19 protein-coding genes are annotated in these 19,345 nt (G+C 51.2%); 14 read left to right on the forward strand and 5 right to left on the reverse strand.

Annotated elements, in window-relative coordinates; translation table 11 throughout:
* Window positions 1-46 precede the first annotated feature (46 nt).
* Window positions 47-967 (forward strand): L,D-transpeptidase, encoded by a 921-nt coding sequence (ldtB, locus tag IB222_RS15555; RefSeq protein WP_063940654.1) that lies wholly within the window; start codon window positions 47-49, stop codon window positions 965-967.
* A gap of 94 nt (window positions 968-1,061) precedes the next feature.
* Here the strand turns inward: ldtB and IB222_RS15560 are convergent, their stop codons facing one another.
* Together IB222_RS15560 and mntR are read right to left on the reverse strand one after the other, a co-directional pair.
* Window positions 1,062-2,171, reverse strand: a complete 1,110-nt coding sequence (locus IB222_RS15560; RefSeq protein WP_149384171.1) for an anion transporter — start codon at window positions 2,169-2,171, stop codon at window positions 1,062-1,064.
* On the reverse strand, window positions 2,168-2,641 hold the full coding sequence (gene mntR, locus IB222_RS15565) for a manganese-binding transcriptional regulator MntR (RefSeq protein WP_003831586.1): 474 nt from the start codon (window positions 2,639-2,641) through the stop codon (window positions 2,168-2,170). The genes IB222_RS15560 and mntR overlap by 4 nt, the downstream gene beginning before the upstream one ends.
* 186 nt (window positions 2,642-2,827) lie before the next feature.
* Here mntR and mntS point away from each other — a divergent pair, with 186 nt between their 5' ends.
* Both mntS and IB222_RS15575 read left to right on the forward strand, forming a co-directional pair.
* Window positions 2,828-2,956 (forward strand): manganase accumulation protein MntS, encoded by a 129-nt coding sequence (mntS, locus tag IB222_RS15570; RefSeq protein WP_003831584.1) that lies wholly within the window; start codon window positions 2,828-2,830, stop codon window positions 2,954-2,956.
* Window positions 2,957-3,232: 276 nt separating this feature from the next.
* Window positions 3,233-4,813: a phosphoethanolamine transferase gene (locus IB222_RS15575; RefSeq protein ID WP_126318725.1), complete on the forward strand. Its 1,581-nt coding sequence runs from the start codon at window positions 3,233-3,235 to the stop codon at window positions 4,811-4,813.
* Between the two features lie 120 nt (window positions 4,814-4,933).
* Here the strand turns inward: IB222_RS15575 and ompX are convergent, their stop codons facing one another.
* Window positions 4,934-5,449 carry an outer membrane protein OmpX gene (ompX, locus tag IB222_RS15580; RefSeq protein ID WP_003831579.1) on the reverse strand — a complete coding sequence of 172 codons (516 nt, stop codon included), beginning with the start codon at window positions 5,447-5,449 and terminating at the stop codon, window positions 4,934-4,936.
* Between the two features lie 411 nt (window positions 5,450-5,860).
* On the opposite strand from ompX, the gene rhtA reads away from it, so the two are divergent.
* The 6 genes from rhtA to ybiO all read left to right on the forward strand — a co-directional run bounded on the left by rhtA (window position 5,861) and on the right by ybiO (window position 12,539).
* Window positions 5,861-6,748 carry a threonine/homoserine exporter RhtA gene (rhtA, locus tag IB222_RS15585; RefSeq protein ID WP_003831578.1) on the forward strand — a complete coding sequence of 296 codons (888 nt, stop codon included), beginning with the start codon at window positions 5,861-5,863 and terminating at the stop codon, window positions 6,746-6,748.
* A gap of 303 nt (window positions 6,749-7,051) precedes the next feature.
* On the forward strand, window positions 7,052-7,555 hold the full coding sequence (gene dps, locus IB222_RS15590) for a DNA starvation/stationary phase protection protein Dps (RefSeq protein WP_003035253.1): 504 nt from the start codon (window positions 7,052-7,054) through the stop codon (window positions 7,553-7,555).
* 365 nt (window positions 7,556-7,920) lie between these two features.
* The gene (gene glnH, locus IB222_RS15595; protein ID WP_003035251.1) at window positions 7,921-8,667 is read left to right on the forward strand and encodes a glutamine ABC transporter substrate-binding protein GlnH; all 747 of its coding nucleotides are present in this window, start codon (window positions 7,921-7,923) and stop codon (window positions 8,665-8,667) included.
* Window positions 8,668-8,804: 137 nt separating this feature from the next.
* A complete protein-coding gene (glnP, locus tag IB222_RS15600; RefSeq protein ID WP_003035248.1) occupies window positions 8,805-9,464 on the forward strand; it encodes a glutamine ABC transporter permease GlnP in 660 nt (219 codons plus the stop codon).
* Window positions 9,461-10,183, forward strand: coding sequence for a glutamine ABC transporter ATP-binding protein GlnQ (glnQ, locus tag IB222_RS15605; RefSeq protein ID WP_003035246.1), 723 nt, complete (start codon window positions 9,461-9,463; stop codon window positions 10,181-10,183). Before glnP ends, glnQ begins: the two co-directional genes overlap by 4 nt.
* A 118-nt stretch (window positions 10,184-10,301) precedes the next feature.
* Complete coding sequence (ybiO, locus tag IB222_RS15610; protein WP_149384170.1) at window positions 10,302-12,539, forward strand: mechanosensitive channel protein; 2,238 nt, start codon at window positions 10,302-10,304, stop codon at window positions 12,537-12,539.
* Here the strand turns inward: ybiO and rlmF are convergent.
* Window positions 12,536-13,462: a 23S rRNA (adenine(1618)-N(6))-methyltransferase RlmF gene (rlmF, locus tag IB222_RS15615; protein WP_149384169.1), complete on the reverse strand. Its 927-nt coding sequence runs from the start codon at window positions 13,460-13,462 to the stop codon at window positions 12,536-12,538. The genes ybiO and rlmF overlap by 4 nt on opposite strands.
* A gap of 210 nt (window positions 13,463-13,672) precedes the next feature.
* On the opposite strand from rlmF, the gene mcbA reads away from it, so the two are divergent.
* The 5 genes from mcbA to ybiJ all read left to right on the forward strand — a co-directional run bounded on the left by mcbA (window position 13,673) and on the right by ybiJ (window position 18,139).
* Complete coding sequence (mcbA, locus tag IB222_RS15620) at window positions 13,673-13,933, forward strand: DUF1471 family periplasmic protein McbA (protein ID WP_003831565.1); 261 nt, start codon at window positions 13,673-13,675, stop codon at window positions 13,931-13,933.
* A gap of 296 nt (window positions 13,934-14,229) precedes the next feature.
* Complete coding sequence (locus IB222_RS15625; protein ID WP_126318733.1) at window positions 14,230-16,515, forward strand: catecholate siderophore receptor Fiu; 2,286 nt, start codon at window positions 14,230-14,232, stop codon at window positions 16,513-16,515.
* Window positions 16,516-16,558: 43 nt separating this feature from the next.
* Entirely contained in the window at window positions 16,559-17,236 is a 678-nt protein-coding gene (ybiX, locus tag IB222_RS15630) for a PKHD-type hydroxylase YbiX (protein ID WP_148362225.1), read from the forward strand.
* A 75-nt stretch (window positions 17,237-17,311) separates the two neighbouring features.
* Window positions 17,312-17,578 carry a DksA/TraR family C4-type zinc finger protein gene (locus tag IB222_RS15635; RefSeq protein ID WP_149384168.1) on the forward strand — a complete coding sequence of 89 codons (267 nt, stop codon included), beginning with the start codon at window positions 17,312-17,314 and terminating at the stop codon, window positions 17,576-17,578.
* Between the two features lie 300 nt (window positions 17,579-17,878).
* Window positions 17,879-18,139, forward strand: a complete 261-nt coding sequence (gene ybiJ / locus IB222_RS15640) for a DUF1471 family protein YbiJ (protein ID WP_003831561.1) — start codon at window positions 17,879-17,881, stop codon at window positions 18,137-18,139.
* Window positions 18,140-18,237: 98 nt separating this feature from the next.
* On the opposite strand, the gene IB222_RS15645 is transcribed toward ybiJ, so the two are convergent.
* Entirely contained in the window at window positions 18,238-19,323 is a 1,086-nt protein-coding gene (locus IB222_RS15645) for a malate/lactate/ureidoglycolate dehydrogenase (protein WP_149384167.1), read from the reverse strand.
* Between the last annotated feature and the right edge of the window lie 22 nt (window positions 19,324-19,345).

Consider the following 19,345-nt stretch of genomic DNA (forward strand, 5'->3'; position numbering starts at 1 on the left):
ATAAATCTCAACCCACTAGCCTGCTTGGCTTCAGAATCTCGCAAAAATGAATATGAAATTGACAACGCTTTTCGCGGCGGCGCTCGCGGTAGTTGGTTTTTGTAACACTGCTTCAGCCGTCACGTACCCGCTGCCTACCGATGGTAGTCGTTTAATTGGCCAAAACCAGGTTATCACCATTCCTGAAGGCAACACCCAGCCGCTGGAATACTATGCGGCAGAGTACCAGATGGGTCTGTCTAACATGCTGGAAGCCAACCCGGGCGTGGATACCTTCCTGCCGAAAGGCGGCACCGTGCTGAACATTCCTCAGCAGTTGATCCTGCCGGATACTGTGCATGAAGGTATTGTTATCAACAGCGCTGAAATGCGTCTGTACTACTACCCGAAAGGCACCAACACCGTAATTGTTCTGCCAATCGGTATCGGCCAGCTGGGCAAAGACACGCCAATCAACTGGACCACCAAAGTAGAACGTAAAAAAGCGGGCCCAACCTGGACGCCAACGGCGAAAATGCATGCGGAATACCGCGCTGCAGGCGAGCCGCTGCCAGCCGTTGTTCCGGCGGGTCCGGATAACCCGATGGGTCTGTACGCGCTGTATATCGGTCGCCTGTATGCCATCCACGGCACCAATGCTAACTTCGGCGTCGGCTTACGCGTCAGCCACGGTTGCGTGCGTCTGCGTAACGACGACATCAAATTCCTGTTTGAAAATGTGCCAGTCGGCACCCGCGTACAGTTTATCGATGAGCCGGTAAAAGCCACTACCGAACCAGACGGCAGCCGTTACATCGAAGTACATAACCCACTGTCTACGACTGAAGCACAGTTCGAAGGCGGAGAAATCGTACCGATTACCCTGACCAAGAGCATTACCAGCATCACCGGCCAGTCTGACGTCGATCAGGCCGTCGTTGAGCAGGCGGTACAGAACCGTTCAGGTATGCCGGTTCGTCTGAACTAATCTGCTATATATGCCCGATGGCGCTATGCTTATCGGGCCTACCAACGCAGTAGGCCGGATTAGGCGCCAGCCGCCATCCGGCACACCACATCAGTTACATCAACAGCAGCAAACCATACCCCACCAGCGCCGCCCATATCAGCATCGGTACCGAATACCAATGAAAACGCCACCAGATCCGTCGGTCGTTTGCCATCCGTAACGCAATGAGATTCGCCAGCGATCCCGGCAACAGCCCAAAGCCGCCCACATTAACCGCCCAGGCCAGCAGCAGCGTCGGCGGGACATAGTTCAGCAGCAAAATCGTACTGGGCACATTACTGATAAACTGCGACAAGCCAATAGCCGTTAACCAAAGTCCCGGTGCTGAGAGCGTGCCAATCTGGTGGGTAATCCCCTGCAAGGCCGGGAGCTGCGTCAGCAAATGCACATCAATGAACATCGCCATAAACACTAACAGCAACGTCCAGTCCACGCTGAGGATCACGCGACGCGCCAGCACCATGAACCCTGCCGCCACAATCGCCAGCCCCCACAGCTCTTGCTTTAACTCCAGCGCCGCAAGGAAGACGATATACAGCGCCAGACAGCTCCATACCAGGCGTGGTTGCCAGTCAGGTGCGCGCGTACCGGTATGATAGTGCAACGCTTTAGGCGGGAAACTGAACCAGCACAGCACCACCAGCGTCAGCATCATGGCCCCCGCAAGCGGCGCCATTTGCCAGGTAAACGCGGTAAACGATAAGCCTGAGCGTCCCCACATCAGAATGTTTTGTGGATTGCCTATTGGCGTGAGCAACGATCCGGCATTTACCGCCAGCGCCTCAAAGATAATCAGGCGATTCACCGGAATGGCACATAATTTTTTCAGCGCGATGGTTAGCGGAACAACAATAAACAATGCAACGTCGTTGGTCAGAAACGTCGACAACAACGCCGCCGCCAGCACCATAAATATCGCCAGCTGGCGCTCTGTTTTGAAGCGGCGGGTCATCTTGCGCCCTAACACATCGAAATAACCGCTTAGCTCTACGCCTTTGGTCAGTAACATCAGGCCGCTAAGCGTGATAATCGTGTGCCAGTCAATCGCCCCTGGCCAGGACCGGGGCGTAAATGGCGTGAACAGACTCAGTACAACCCCAACGATGATTAACAGCTGGAAAAAACGATCGCGCTGTAAGGCACGTAATAAAGGAAAACTCATTCAGAGCCAGTTCCTTGCTGTTGCGTAAACCGGCTAAAAGCCTCCAGCGTTTCCTTACTGACGTGATGCTCCATCCCCTCCGCGTCGCGACGGGCAATTTCCGGGCTGATACCTAACATCAACAGGAAATTTTCCACAATCTGATGACGTTCCCGGCTCTCCTGGGCTAGTCGTTCACCTTCTGCGGTTAAAAACACCCCACGCCACGGAATCATTTCAATCAATCCGACTGAAGCAAGGCGCTTAAGCATTTTAGCAACCGTCGGCTGAGAAACCCCAAGTCGCGCTGCCATATCCACCTGGCGCGCTTCACCCACCTCAATAATGAGATCGGAAATCAGCTCTACGTAGTCATCAATCAGTTCGCGGCGATGCGCCTCCCGGACCTGACGAAATCCTTCAACGTGTTCTTCGACATTCACCAATTGCGTCACTTTTTTTGTTGTTGGCATACCTGCGCGACGACTCATTCTGCTTCCTCGTTACTGTGACGCGTTAACGGCATCTGATTAGAGAGCGCTCATTGTAAACCAGAGTTGCGTGGGCACAAAAAATTAACGTTTTAGCAATAGCTATATAATATAGCCTATGCTATATCTGTATATAATAAAGACATCCCTCAAGGACTGATGGGATCGTGAAGTCAGGAGGTTTACATGAATGAATTTAAGAGGTGTATACGCGTGTTTAGCCACTCTCCCTTTAAAGTACGGTTAATGCTGATCTCTATGCTGTGTGACATGATTAACAGCAAACCAGAGCAGGATAAACCTTCAGAAAAATAATGCGGCGTCGCGGTACGCCGCTTCATTTTCCTACCGTCATCCGGGTACGGTGGTGGTTTTCGTCTCAATAACCCTTCTTTTTGTCAGTTTTGCCACGTCCCTCGCAAAACAATTTCTTTGTAGTAGTTGACCTTCTCTTGCGCACACTCTATCTTTTCGCAGCCCTGCGTATATTGCGGCTCGCGGATGCGGACCCTATCCCTCTTCTCGCTCTCTCAGGCAGGCAATGACCCTTAGCGCCAGGGTAAGCACATGGCGTTTTTGTAACAGTGGCATATGAATTTAACCCTCAAAGATTCAATCATTGCTCGTAGCCGGGCAATTAGTCCGTGGACTGGCCTCTATTTCTTACAGTCTCTGCTGATCAACCTTGCACTGGGCTATCCACTTAGCCTGCTCTATAGCGTTGCTTTCACCTGTATATTGATGCTGCTGTGGCGTAGCGCGCCGCGCGCGCAGAAAGCACTGATTGGCATTTGCTCACTCGTTGCGGCAATGTATTTTCCGTTCGGCCAGGCTTACGGCTCACCGAACTTCAATACCTTACTGGCGCTGCACTCAACCAATATGGAAGAGTCAACCGAGATCCTGACCATCTTCCCCTGGTACAGTTATCTGGTTGGAGTGTTTATTTTTGCCCTTGGCGTTATCGCCGTACGCCGTAAAAAAGATGTGCAGCAGCGCAGCTGGAATAAGTTCGACAGCATTTGTTTGCTGTTTAGCGTTGTCGCATTCTTTGTTACCCCGGTACAAAACCTGGCCTGGGGCGGCGTGTTCAAGCTGAAAGATACTGGCTATCCGGTTTTCCGTTTCGCCAAGGACGTTATCGTCAATAACAACGAAGTGCTCGACGAACAAGAGCGTATGGCGAAACTGTCGAGCGTAAAAGACAGCTGGACGGTAACCGCCGTTAAACCGAAGTATCACACCTACGTCGTGGTGATCGGTGAAAGCGCCCGCCGCGATGCGTTAGGCGCGTTTGGCGGTCACTGGGATAACACCCCGTTTGCCAGCTCCGTTAACGGCTATATCTTCGCGGATTACATTGCTGCCAGCGGTTCAACGCAAAAATCGCTCGGCTTAACGCTTAATCGGGTAGTGGATAATAAACCCCAGTTCCAGGATAACTTTGTCACCCTGGCTAACCGTGCGGGCTTCCAGACATGGTGGTTTTCCAATCAGGGACAGATTGGTGAATACGATACGGCCATCGCCAGCATTGCGAAGCGCGCTGATGAGGTTCAGTTCCTCAAAAGCGGTGACTTCGAAGCGGATAAAAACACCCGTGACGAAGCGCTGTTGAAGATGACTGCCCAGGTGCTGGCAACCGAGCGCACTCAGCCACAGCTCATCGTGCTGCATTTAATGGGCTCGCATCCGCAGGCCTGTGACCGAACACAGGGTAAATACGAGACTTTCGTTCAGTCAAAAGAGACATCTTGTTATCTGTACACCATGACGCAGACGGATGACCTGCTTCGCCAGCTTTACGAGCAGTTACGTAACAGCGGTAATAGCTTCTCGATGGTCTATTTCTCCGATCATGGCCTCGCGTTTAAAGAGCGGGGAAAAGAGGTGCAGTACCTGGCGCATGACGATCAGTTCCAGCAGAATTTCCAGGTGCCTTTCATGGTGCTTTCGAGCGATGATAAAGCGCATCGGGTGATTAAAGCCCGTCGCTCCGCCAATGATTTCCTCAGCTTTTTCTCGCAGTGGACAGGGATCAGCGCAAAGGAAATCACCAACAGCTACCGCTTTATCTCAGAGAAAAAAGCCGGGCCGGTGTACATCACCAACTTCAAACTGCAGAAGGTGGACTACAACCATCTGGGTACCGATATTTTCTCAACCAAATAATACGCTTGTAGGCCGGATAAGACGCACTGTGTCTTATCCGGCCTACAACGAACTTCCTTCCAGGATTACAGACAAAAAAAATCCGCCCCAAGAGGCGGATTTTTCATATCACCGAAGTGATTAGAAGCGGTAACCCACGCCAGCAATCCAGGTGCCAACGTCAACGCTACGAATACGGCTCTGCTCGTAGGAGAAGTCCAGAGCAACGTTTTCGATCGGGTTGAACTGCAGGCCCGCACCATAAGAGAAACCGTAGTCGCTGGTGCTGTGGTTGTAAGTCGAAGATTCTACGTTCTGGAATTTACCGTAACCAACACCCACAACGCCGTAGATGCTTGCCCAGTCGTTCAGACGGTAAGCCGGACCAGCAGTGATGCCGTAGTATTGGGTTTTGTTGTAGTCGCCAGAAGCATCGGTACGATCTTTTTCAGTGTAAGTGAAGGAACCGATAACACCCAGCGGGTTGTTGTCCTGCTCGTAGCGATACTTCAGGTTGAAACCGTTCATTTTGTTCGCTGCGCCCTGAGCATCGCTCTGAGCGTAACCACCGGTAACGGTAGAAGTAGCAGCTACAGCAGTACCTGCGGAGAAAGCCAGAACAGCGGCCAGTGCTGAAAGACATGCAATTTTTTTCATAACCACCTCAAATGTGCTTCAAGTAAATCTTAAGTTTTAAATATACCAAAAATTGATGGGAAACTCTTTGCGATTCGCGATGTCTAACGGGGTCTTTCATGTAACAGAACATTTCAAAAACCCGCTATCTCTTTCAATTAACATCACTTTTTCAATTGAAAATACCATTATTGCGCGCACAATATGGCACATTCATCCAGAATATTCCTAATCACACAGATTATTAATCCATCGTTTTCATGCCATTGTACGGAACTGAGCAATTTTTTTTTCAACGAATACTCAACCAGTTGAGCGTAATTCCATTACACTCGCTGTTTTACTTTTCTATACATAAAATCATCTGCGTCGTAACAATGCTGAAGCGTGGCACAGATGGAGATGTGTAATCATCATTTGACAGGAGAAAGGATGCCGGGGTTGTCACGTAAAGCGCCAGTCTGGTTGCCTATTTTGGTTTTGCTTATTGCTATGTCCTCCATTCAAAGCGGAGCATCACTGGCAAAATCGTTGTTCCCACTCGTCGGTGCGCCAGGCGTTACCGCGCTGCGCCTTGCGCTGGGTACGCTCATTCTTATCACTTTCTTTAAGCCCTGGCGTTTACGATTCGCCAAAGAACAACGCCTGCCGCTACTGTTTTATGGCCTGTCTCTGGGCGGGATGAACTACCTTTTCTACCTGTCAATCCAAACCGTCCCACTGGGAATCGCCGTGGCGCTGGAATTTACCGGCCCGCTCGCGGTAGCGCTGTTTTCATCCCGACGCCCGGTGGATTTCATTTGGGTTGCGTTGGCAGTGCTCGGGCTTTGGTTCCTGCTGCCTCTGGGTCAGGACGTTTCTCACGTAGATTTAACGGGTGCTGCACTGGCGCTGGGGGCTGGTGCCTGCTGGGCCATCTATATTCTTACCGGGCAGCGAGCCGGCGCGGAACACGGTCCTGCGACCGTCGCGGTAGGGTCATTTATTGCAGCACTGGTATTTGTACCAATCGGCGCACTCCAGGCCGGAGATGCCCTGTGGCACTGGTCCATTTTGCCGTTAGGTCTGGCCATTGCAGTCCTCTCTACTGCGCTTCCCTATTCGCTGGAGATGATTGCGTTAACGCGCCTGCCTACGCGTACTTTCGGTACATTGATGAGCATGGAACCCGCGCTGGCCGCGATTTCCGGAATGATCTTCCTCGGTGAAACGCTGACGCTTATCCAGACGTTCGCTCTGGGCGCCATTATTGTCGCATCAATGGGCTCTACGCTCACTATCCGTAAAGAGCCACAAATAAAACAAGTCGACGTGAATTAACCACGTAATATTCTGCATGGTTTGCATAATCATGCAGAATATCCAATTGTAAATCTGCGTGATAATAATTCTAATAAATATAATTTTCTCATCCACATATTTCATTTAATCTTAAAATTAACATAAAAATAACACCACGCAAGTAACAAAACACTCATTGCATTGATTTTATTTGATATTTTATATTTACCCTCGTCTTCGCTATTAAAGTGATAGGCAACACCGGAAACAAAAATCCAAATTTAGCGCTATACTTAATTCCGTTGAAGAGTTGGGACATAAATATCAAGAGGATATGAAAATATGAGTACCGCGAAACTGGTAAAAACAAAAGCATCCGCCCTCCTTTATACCCGCAACGATGTGTCTGATAGCGAAAAGAAAGCGACCGTAGAACTGCTGAATCAGCAAGTAATCCAATTCATTGACCTGTCATTGATCACCAAACAGGCTCACTGGAACATGCGCGGTGCAAACTTCATTGCAGTACATGAAATGCTGGATGGCTTCCGTACAGCTTTGACCGATCACCTCGACACCATGGCTGAACGCGCCGTACAGTTGGGCGGTGTGGCACTGGGCACAACTCAGGTTATTAATAGCAAAACGCCTCTGAAAAGTTACCCGCTGGATATCCATAGCGTACAGGACCACTTAAAAGAGCTGGCCGAACGTTATGCCGTAGTTGCAAACAGCGTACGTAAAGCTATCAGCGAAGCAAAAGACGAAGATACCGCGGATATCTTTACCGCAGCTTCTCGCGACCTCGATAAATTCCTGTGGTTTATCGAAGCCAACATTGAGTAACAGCAGACATAAGAATTACCTATATAACCCTCGCTCCGGCGGGGGTTTTGCACATCTATGGTGCATAACATTGATCATTCGTCACTCCAAAGTAAATTATTTGTAATAATCATCTCACACAATCGTTAACGAAAGATTGTTTTATCAACAATTTTTACGCTAAATAGTCATACCGTTTGCACCGTGACTGGTTCGCACCAAATGAGTGCCCCAAAACGGTGCAGATTACTCACTTTGCCCTACTTATTGTGCAACAAAACGAGACACCCTCTTGTTAAAACAATGAGTTGCAAAATTGGCACGATTTTTTCATTAAGCCATATGTTCTCGCAGGGGATCGCCCCGTGGATATAAAAGGAAATCCTATGAAGTCTGTATTAAAAGTTTCACTGGCTGCACTTACCCTGGCTTTTGCGGTGTCCTCCCATGCCGCAGATAAGAAACTGGTTGTCGCAACCGACACCGCGTTTGTACCGTTTGAATTCAAACAGGGTGACAAATACGTTGGTTTTGATGTGGATCTGTGGGCTGCCGTGGCCAAAGAACTGAAACTGGATTATGAACTGAAACCAATGGATTTCAGCGGCATCATCCCGGCTCTGCAAACCAAAAATATCGACCTGGCACTGGCAGGTATCACCATCACCGATGAGCGTAAAAAAGCGATCGACTTCTCCGACGGCTACTACAAAAGCGGTCTGTTAGTGATGGTGAAAGCGAATAACAACGACGTCAAAAGCGTAAAAGATCTGGATGGTAAAGTCGTTGCGGTTAAGAGTGGCACCGGTTCCGTTGATTACGCGAAAGCGAATATCAAAACCAAAGACCTGCGTCAGTTCCCGAACATCGATAACGCATATATGGAACTGGGCACCAACCGCGCAGACGCTGTACTGCACGACACACCAAACATTCTTTACTTCATCAAAACAGCTGGCAATGGTCAGTTCAAAGCTGTAGGCGAATCGCTGGAAGCCCAGCAGTACGGTATCGCCTTCCCGAAAGGCAGCGACGACCTGCGTGAGAAAGTGAACGGCGCACTGAAAACGCTGAAAGAGAACGGTACTTACAACGAAATCTACAAAAAATGGTTCGGTACTGAACCTAAATAATAACAGGCAGCGTTGCCCGGTAGCGTGATGCTTACCGGGCCTACGCCTGGATTTTTGAGACCTGTAGGCCGGATAAGCACAGCACATCCGGCAAAACGGGCATTTGAATATTTACACCACGGTAACAGGAACGACATATGCAGTTTGACTGGAGTGCCATCTGGCCCGCCATCCCGCTTTTGATTGAAGGCGCCAAAATGACCCTGTGGATCTCGGTCCTCGGTCTGGCTGGCGGTCTGATAATCGGACTTGCAGCAGGGTTTGCGCGCACTTTCGGCGGTTGGATCGCCAACCACGTAGCGCTGGTGTTTATCGAAGTCATTCGCGGTACGCCAATCGTTGTGCAGGTAATGTTTATTTACTTCGCTCTGCCAATGGCATTTAACGATTTACGCATTGACCCCTTTAGCGCCGCCGTTGTCACCATCATGATCAACTCCGGGGCCTATATTGCGGAAATCACCCGCGGTGCGGTGCTCTCAATCCATAAAGGGTTCAGCGAAGCCGGTTTGGCGCTTGGACTTTCACGCACAGAGACTATCCGCCACGTTATTTTACCTCTCGCACTGCGTCGTATGCTGCCGCCGCTGGGCAACCAGTGGATCATCAGCATTAAAGATACCTCGCTGTTTATTGTCATTGGCGTCGCTGAACTGACCCGTCAGGGCCAGGAAATCATTGCCGGTAACTTCCGCGCACTGGAAATCTGGAGCGCCGTTGCGGTGTTCTATCTGATCATTACGCTGGTGCTGAGCTTCATTCTGCGTCGTCTGGAAAGAAGGATGAAAATCCTGTGATTGAATTTAAAAACGTTTCTAAGCACTTTGGTCCAACCCAGGTGCTGCACAATATTGACCTGAACATTCAGCAGGGTGAAGTCGTGGTGATTATCGGGCCGTCAGGATCCGGTAAATCTACCCTGCTGCGCTGCATTAACAAGCTGGAAGAGATAACCTCCGGCGATCTGATCGTCGACGGTCTGAAAGTAAACGATCCGAAGGTAGACGAGCGCTTAATCCGTCAGGAAGCCGGAATGGTATTTCAGCAGTTCTACCTGTTCCCACATCTGACAGCGCTGGAAAACGTCATGTTTGGACCGCAGCGCGTACGCGGGGCGAATAAAGAACAGGCCGAGAAACTGGCGAAAGAGCTGCTGGCAAAAGTGGGTCTGGCCGAACGTGCACATCACTACCCTTCTGAACTGTCCGGCGGTCAACAACAGCGTGTGGCTATCGCCCGTGCGCTGGCGGTAAAACCGAAAATGATGCTGTTTGATGAGCCAACCTCAGCACTCGACCCGGAACTGCGCCATGAAGTTCTGAAAGTTATGCAGGACCTGGCGGAAGAAGGGATGACCATGGTGATTGTGACCCACGAAATTGGCTTTGCCGAAAAAGTGGCTTCACGCCTGATTTTCATTGATAAGGGACGAATTGCCGAAGACGGTAATCCGCAGGCCCTGATTGAAAATCCACCCAGCCAACGCTTACAGGAATTCTTGCAGCACGTTTCCTGATAGCTCAACCTCCCTTCGCCCGAAGGGAGGTTTTTCACCAGAATCCTCTCATTTCAATTCCCTCCCGCCCTGACAACTATACTTATCCTTTTGAATTTATTTTCTCATGGGAGGAGTCATGCGCTGGATCCTGTTCATCTTTGTTTGTCTGTTGAGTCTTCCGGCACAAGCAGTGACGATACCTGGCGTCACCACGCCAACGTCAACCAACGCACAAACCGCCCCGGCAAAGGAGCCAGATGTTGAACAGAAGAAAGCGGCTTACGGCGCACTGGCTGATGTGCTGGAAAATGACACCTCGCGGAAGGAACTGATCGATCAATTACGCAAAGTGGCAACTGCGCCCCCTGCTGAGCCGGTGCCAACCATTGTCCCACCCACGTTAACGGAAGAAAAAACGGTACTGGAAAACGTCACGGATGTCACCCGGCACTACGGTGAGGCGCTCTCCAGCCGCTTTGCCCAGCTTTATCGCAATATTACCGATGCACCGCACAAGACCTTTAACTCGCAAACGTTCACCAATGCCCTGACTCATTTTTTAATGCTGGCGGCGTCAGTGTTCGGGTTTTACTGGCTGATCCGCCTGTGCGCGCTGCCTCTGTATCGCAAAATGGGGCAATGGGCACGGCGGAAAAACCGCGAACGCAGCAACTGGCTGCAGCTTCCGGCGATGATCGTTGGCGCATTCATTATTGATTTGCTTCTGCTGGCGCTGACATTGTTTGTCGGGCAGATACTGAGCGACAGAATGAATGCCGGCAGTCGCACCATCGCCTTTCAGCAAAGCCTGTTTCTCAATGCCTTTGCCCTGATTGAGTTCTTCAAAGCCATTTTGCGTCTGATATTTTGCCCAACGGTGGCTGAACTACGCCCGTTTAACATTCAGGATGCCGGTGCGCGCTACTGGAATCGGCGTTTGAGTTCATTAAGCAGTTTGATTGGTTACGGGCTTATAGTTGCCGTTCCCATTATCTCCAATCAGGTCAATGTGCAGGTCGGCGCGATGGCCAACGTCATCATCATGCTGTGTATCACGCTATGGGCGCTGTACCTGATTTTCAGAAACAAGAAAGAGATAACGCTGCATTTACAGAATCTGGCAGAAAGATCGTTAGCTTTTTTCAGCCTGTTTATCCGCGCCTTTGCGTTGGTATGGCACTGGCTGGCCAGCGCCTACTTCATTGTGCTGTTTTTCTTTTCGCTGTTTGATCCGGGCAACAGCCTGAAATTCATGATGGGCGCTACGCTGCGCAGCCTGGTAATCATTGGAATTGCCGCCTTTGTTTCCGGCATGTTTTCCCGCTGGATAGCCAAAACTATTACCCTTTCGCCACACACCCAGCGCAGCTATCCGGAATTACAAAAACGACTGAATGGCTGGCTGTCGACGGCGTTAAGCGTGGCTAGGATCCTGACGGTGTGCGTTGCGGTGATGCTGCTATTGAATGCCTGGGGATTGTTCGACTTCTGGAACTGGCTGCATTACGGCGCAGGAGAAAAAACGGTGGATATTCTGATCCGTATCGCGCTGATTTTATTCTTCTCCGCCATCGGCTGGACGATCCTTGCCAGCCTGATTGAAAATCGTCTGGCTTCCGATATTCACGGACGCCCGCTACCCAGCGCTCGTACCCGAACCCTGTTGACGCTGTTTCGCAACGCGCTGGCGGTGATCATCAGCACGATCACCATCATGATTGTGCTGTCGGAAATTGGCGTTAATATCGCCCCATTGCTGGCCGGGGCCGGGGCGCTGGGGTTGGCTATCTCTTTCGGCTCGCAAACGCTGGTAAAAGATATTATTACCGGGATTTTTATTCAGTTTGAAAATGGCATGAACACCGGCGACCTGGTGACCATCGGTCCACTCACCGGTACGGTTGAACGAATGTCCATTCGTTCTGTGGGCGTGCGTCAGGACACCGGAGCGTACCATATCATTCCCTGGTCATCGATTACGACCTTCGCCAACTTTGTGCGTGGAATTGGATCGGTCGTCGCCAATTACGACGTAGACCGCCATGAGGATGCGGATAAAGCGAATCAGGCGTTGAAAGACGCAGTTGCTGCGGTGATGGAAAAAGATGATATTCGCGGGCTGATTATCGGCGAGCCGTCGTTTGCCGGGATTGTAGGATTAACCAATACGGCATTCACGCTACGGGTCTCGTTTACCACCTTACCGCTGAAGCAGTGGACGGTACGTTTTGCGCTCGACAGCCAGGTGAAGAAATACTTCGATCTGGCCAACATACGCGCCCCGGTACAGACGTATCAAGTGTTACCTGCACCAGGGAATGGTCCTGCGTCGGCTGCAAGCGAACCGCTACCGCCAACCGAGCCAACGCTTTAGCGTTTACGCGCCATAAAACGACGACGCTGATCGTTATCCATAAAGGTCCAGGCAATAAAGCGGCTCTGCTTTTGCCCCTGGGCCATCTCTTTCTTAACCACTTTCACCGCGCCCGCATCCGTTAGCGCGTGATACAGTGGAGGCAAGTTCTCACCGCGCGAAACCAGCGTGGTAAACCACATAACCTGGCGACCAAAGGGCTGGCTTTCGGCGATCATTTTTTTGATGAACGCCACTTCACCGCCTTCACACCACAACTCCTGCTGCTGTCCGCCAAAGTTCAGCGCATCGTCTTTGTCCTGTCCCAGATTACGGCGTTTGCGCTCGCTTCCGGCACGGGCTGAGGCCGCAGAATCATGGAATGGCGGGTTACATAATGTGGCTTCATACTGCTCATTTTTGTGAATGATGCCGTTGAAGATTGCCGTTGCATCTTTCTGGCGACGCAGACGAATAGCACGGGTTAATCCCGGATTGGCGTTGACGATCGCCTGAGCGCTGTTAAACGCTTCGCTACTGGTTTCACTACCCGTGAATCGCCAGCCATATTCATGCACGCCGATCAGTGGATAAATACAGTTTGCCCCAACTCCCACGTCCAGCACGCTCGCATTTGCCGGAATGGTTCCGCTGGTTTCACTCAACAGATCGGCCAAATGGTGTATGTAGTCAGCACGACCAGGCACCGGCGGACACAAAAAACCATCTGGAATATCCCAGTTCTTCACCGCATAAAAATGCGACAGTAGTGCTTTATTGAGCGCCTTTACTGCCTGCGGATTCGCGAAATCAACACTCTGCTCGCCGCCGGGCGTGAGGGTGAGAAATTGCGTCAGCTCGGGCATAACCTGGCATAAAGTCGCAAGATCATAACGGCCATTGTGGCGGTTGCGTGGGTGTAATCCCGGTTTCAGGGCGGACATAGCATTCTCCTTTTAACAGCGGCGTAAGATACCCGCATAACGCCACGCGGTAAACACACACAACAAGGAAATTTGATTTTTTACACCTGTTTGACGCTTTGCGAATTGTTCAAAAAACAGACAGCTCATCACCAATTTTTTGCGGTAAATGTCATCCGCTGACGACCTAAACTTATCAGGCACACCTGTTGTTTTTCAGAGGATATCACCATGAAGAAATGCCTCACATTACTTGCTGCTACCGTACTTTCCGGCATGACATTTGCCTCCTTTGCTGCACAGCCATACACCAGCCCAGCTACCGGTCAGCTACAAGCTTCCGGCACAGTATCCGCTACCGGCGCCTCTAACCTGAGCGACCTCGAAGACAAGCTGGCAGAGAAAGCGAAAGAGCAAGGGGCAAAAGGCTTTGTCGTTGATTCTGCGGGCGGCAAAAATCAGATGTACGGTACCGCAACCATCTACAAGTAACCCACCCCCCTTCTCAGCCCAACTGCATTCACCCCGAATGCAGTTTTCTGCGTGCGGTTCACTTCATTGCAGCTCAATTTGTAATCAATATGTTGGCATTTTGAATCCAATGTAAATAAATGTATTTATTTTTGAATTAATGAATGCTAAAACGTCGCACTGATTAGTAATGCTTATCAAAATCATTATCAATTACATATTCATTTCCGCGAGGCCTGCAGGGTATAACATCCATAGAGATGTCCCTTCGCGCGAGTGAAACCGTCCACTCAAACAATAATAAGTCACTCATTAACATGGATAAAAATCGCAACTTGCCGTCCAGTAGCTTTCACTCACTGACTTTTTTTGCCGGTCTGTGCATTGGCCTGTCCCCTATAGCTCAGGCTGTCGCTGCGGACGACCAGGATAAAAAACAAGAAGACACTCTGGTCGTTGAAGCGGCCAAACCTTCGCTGTACGCCCCAACACAGTCTGCCGACCCTAAATTCTCCCGTCCGGTGGCGGATACAACCCGCACCATGACGGTGATTTCTGAGCAGGTGATTAAGGATCAAGGCGCAACAAATCTGACCGACGCGCTGAAAAACGTCCCGGGCGTTGGCGCATTTTTCGCCGGTGAGAATGGTAACTCCAGCACCGGAGACGCGGTTTACATGCGTGGTGCGGATACCTCGAACAGTATTTATATCGACGGTATCCGTGATATTGGCAGCGTCACGCGCGACACCTTCAATACCGAACAAGTGGAAGTAATCAAAGGTCCTTCCGGTACCGACTATGGACGTAGCGCACCGACTGGCTCTATCAATATGATCAGCAAACAGCCACGCACCGACTCAGGAATCGATGCATCGGCCAGCGTCGGTAGCGCCTGGTTCCGCCGTGGTACGCTGGACATTAACCAGGTCATCGGCGAGACCACCGCCGCACGTTTAAACCTGATGGGCGAAAAAACGCATGATGCCGGTCGCGATAATGTTAAGAATGAACGTTACGGTGTGGCCCCCTCTCTCGCTTTTGGCTTAGGGACTGAGAACCGACTGTACCTGAACTATCTACATGTCACCCAGCACAACACGCCGGATGGCGGCATCCCTACCATTGGCCTGCCGGGATATTCCGCACCTTCTGCGGGGACTTCTGCACTGAATCATTCAGGCAAAGTGGATACGCATAATTTCTACGGTACCAACTCGGATTATGATGATTCGACAACCGATACCGCGACGATGCGTTTTGAACATGACCTGAACGACAGCACCACTATTCGCAACACCACCCGCTGGTCGCGCATTAAACAGGATTATCTGATGACGGCGGTGATGGGCGGCGCGTCTAACATCACCCAACCCACCAGCAGCGTCGACAGCTGGACCTGGTCACGCCTGGCAAATACCAAGGATGTCAGCAATAAGATCTTGACCAACCAGACCAACCTGACCTCAACGTTCTACACGGGATCCATCGGTCACGACATCAGCACCGGTGTGGAGCTGACGCGCGAAACACAAACCAACTATGGCGTGGCGCCGATCACCCCACCACCGGTGAATATCTATCACCCCGACAGCAATGTGAATATCGGCGGATTGTCTCGTAACGGCGCCAACGCTAACGGGCAAACAGACACCTTCGGTGTATACGCTTTTGATACGCTACAAATTACCCGTGAATTCGAGCTGAACGGTGGTATTCGCCTCGACAATTACCGCACAGAATATGACAGCGCGACCGCTTGCGGCGCTTCCGGTCGCGGCGCAGTCGCGTGCCCGACAGGCGTGGCTAAAGGTTCCCCGATCACCACTGTGGATACTGCCAAATCAGGCAATCTGGTGAACTGGAAAGCTGGCGCGCTGTATCACCTGACCGATAACGGTAACGTGTACATCAACTATGCCGTTTCTCAGCAACCGCCGGGCGGCAGCAACTTTGCTCTTGCTCAGGGCGGCAGCGGTAACAGTGCGAATCGTACCGATTTCAAACCGCAGAAAGCGAAAACCAGCGAGATCGGCACCAAATGGGAGGTGCTGGATAAGCGCCTGCTGTTAACCGCTGCGATTTTCCGCACGGATATTGAGAATGAAGTTGAGCAGAACGACGACGGTACCTATTCCCAGTACGGAGAGAAACGCGTTGAAGGCTACGAGCTCTCGGTAGCAGGCAACATCACCCCCGCATGGCAGATTATTGGGGGTTACACCCAGCAACGCGCGACCATCCACAGCGGTAAAAACGTTGCTCAGGATGGCTCCTCTTCCCTGCCATATACACCGGAACATGCGTTCACGCTGTGGAACCAGTATCAGGCTACCGATGATATCTCCGTTGGCGCAGGCGCTCGCTACGTGGGTAGTATGCATCGCGGTTCCGACGGTGCAGTGGGTACGCCATCCTACACTGAAGGTTACTGGGTCGCTGACGCCAAACTGGGCTATCGCGTGAATCACAATCTCGATTTCCAGCTAAACGTCTATAACCTGTTCGACACCGATTATGTATCCTCCATAAACAAGAGTGGATACCGTTATCATCCGGGCGAGCCAAGAACTTTCCTGCTCACCGCCAATATGCATTTCTAATCCATCGCGTGGGGCGTAAGCCCCACTTTCAGGAGAAATACTGATGATGTACCACATTCCCGGCGTTCTGTCGGCGCAGGATGTAGCCTGGTTTCGTGAACAACTGGACGCTGCCGACTGGGTTGATGGCCGCACAACCACCGGCGCTCAGGGGGCGCAGGTAAAAAACAACCAGCAGGTGAATACGCAAAGTGAACGCTACGGCGTTTTACAACAGGCGGTACAGACTGCGGTAAATAACAGCGCGCTTTTCTTCGCCGCAGCACTACCGAAAACGCTCTCCACACCGCTGTTTAATCGCTACCAGGACAACGAGACCTACGGTTTTCACGTCGACGGTGCGGTGCGTAGCCATCCGCAAAACGGCTGGATGCGCACGGACCTTTCCGCAACTTTATTCCTGAGTAACCCGAATGATTATGAAGGGGGAGAACTGCTGGTCAATGATACTTACGGCCAGCATGCGGTGAAGCTTCCGGCAGGCGATCTGGTGCTTTACCCTTCCAGCAGCCTACATTGCGTCACGCCAGTGACCCATGGCGTTCGTGTAGCGTCTTTTATGTGGATACAGTCGATGGTCCGTGACGACAAAAATCGCGCCATGCTTTTTGAACTGGATAAAAACATTCAATCCCTGAAAGCTCGCCATGGGGAGAGCAGCGAGATCCTGTCATTACTCAATCTCTACCATAACCTGCTGCGTGAATGGTCTGAAATCTGATACTGCTGGCGCGTGGTCGTTTTTCAGCCATCACCTTCGCTATACTTAGTCTGTAGACATCAGCAGGAGGTACACATGGCATCCGGATGGGCAAATGACGACGCGGTTAACGAACAGATCAACAATACTATTGAAGATGCTGTTGCCCGCGCTCGCGGTAAGTTACCGACGGGGGAAAGTCTGTATGAATGCGAAGAATGCGGCAATCCTATCCCTCAGGCCAGACGTGAGGCCGTGCCAGGGGTACGCTTGTGCATCGCCTGCCAACAGGATAAAGATTCACATAACTCAGCATTTTCAGGATATAATCGCAGAGGTTCGAAAGACAGCCAGCTACGTTGACTTATCTTTACTAAAAGTTTCAGCGCATACGATTTCCTTTACGAGCACGATTTTTTGCACCCTGTGTAGCAAAATGTGCCGTTGTCGCCTTCTCTGTAAAGCGCAATGACAAGAACTGTAAATCCCTTACTCGAATTTATTAATATTCAATAAGTTATTTGTCATTCAATTTATTTGATTGATGTGGTCAATTCTATTCGATTTTCTCTCACCAAAAAAAACGTGATACTTATCACATCGACGGAACAACGTCTTCTTAAAGAACACTGACTAACAGAACAACCCTGCGAGAGATTAATCATGAAAAATATCAAATTTGCTGTTGCTGCCATCGCCCTGTCTACCCTGTCATTTGGCGTTTTCGCTGCCGAGCCGGTTTCCTCTACTCAGGCGCAAAACATGAACAAAATTGGTGTGGTATCTGCTGACGGCGCTACTACGCTGGACGGCCTGGAAGCCAAACTGGCTGAGAAAGCGAATGCAGCTGGCGCAACTGGCTACAGCATCACTTCCGCTATCGGCAAAGACAAAATGAGCGGCACCGCGGTTATCTATAAATAACCGAAAGATTACCTGTACGACCCAATGCTCCAACCCTCATTGCCCCTGTTTGTTACCCTTTGTTTGCCCGTCCGCCACTGGACGGGCTTTTTTTTTGCCTATTTTTCCAGCCGTTGACAGAATTCCTGCAACACGGTGTCTGGCATCCCAATTTGCAGTGCCGCCTCACAAATCGCTTGCCAGCTTCCGGCATCCAGCGGAATACCGTGTTCCAGCCGTTCCTCGCGAGTATTCACTTCCCACTCCCCAGGCAACAGGATCGGGGCATCTTCAGCATGCGGGGACGCTTTCACCCACTCAGCAAATGCCGCGACCTGGTTGTCGCAGTCCGGCGCGCCGAACAGTTGTGGATTCATAATGATGGTGGTCATACAGTTAATGATGGCGTCCGCGCTGGTCTGCAGGCTCTCTTCATGTGTAGTTTTACCGCCAGAAAGCGCACCGCCCATAATTTCGCACATCGCCGCCAGCGCATACCCCTTGTGCTCGGCAAAGGTCAGCAACGACCCCAGCGGAGAAACCTGCATTACCGCAGGATCGGTAGTGGGCACACCCGCCACATCAATCAGGCATCCTGGAGCCACCGGCTCGCCCTTATGCCATGCCACACGGGTTTTGCCAAACGCGATGGCGCTGGTTGCATAGTCCAGCAACAGTGGGAAGGTATTTTTACGCGGGAATACGACGCAGAAGGGATTGGTGCCAAAACGGCTATCGCGGCCATGAAACGGTGCGACCATCGGGATCCCCACCACATTCACAAAATGCACCGAGACAAAACCTGCTGCCGCACATTGCTCCGCCCAGTAGCCAATACGGCCGATATGGTGCGAATTATGTAATGCCACAGCGGCGATTCCGTACTGACGCGCCTTTTCGATTCCAAGCGTGATTGCCTCGTGCGCCGCCACCTGACCAAACGCACAGTCGCCGTCAAGCGTAATCACCGCCCCCGCATCTTTTACCACTTTGGCATGACGGTTGATCTGCAGATGCCCCTGCGAGAATGAGCGAATATAGCTTGGGATCATACCGATGCCATGGGAGTCGTGACCGGCGAGGTTAGAGGCTATCAGATGGTCGGCCACCAGCCGCGCCTCCTGATCATTGCTTCCCATCTGATGAAAAACGGCCTGGATAAAGGCGCGCAGCGTTGGCACATGGAAGCGATGTCCACTGTTCATTGTTATCTCCTTTGTGTCGCGT

It is taken from the genome of Citrobacter sp. C13, assembly GCF_014596815.2.
GTDB classification, from domain to species: domain Bacteria; phylum Pseudomonadota; class Gammaproteobacteria; order Enterobacterales; family Enterobacteriaceae; genus Citrobacter; species Citrobacter portucalensis.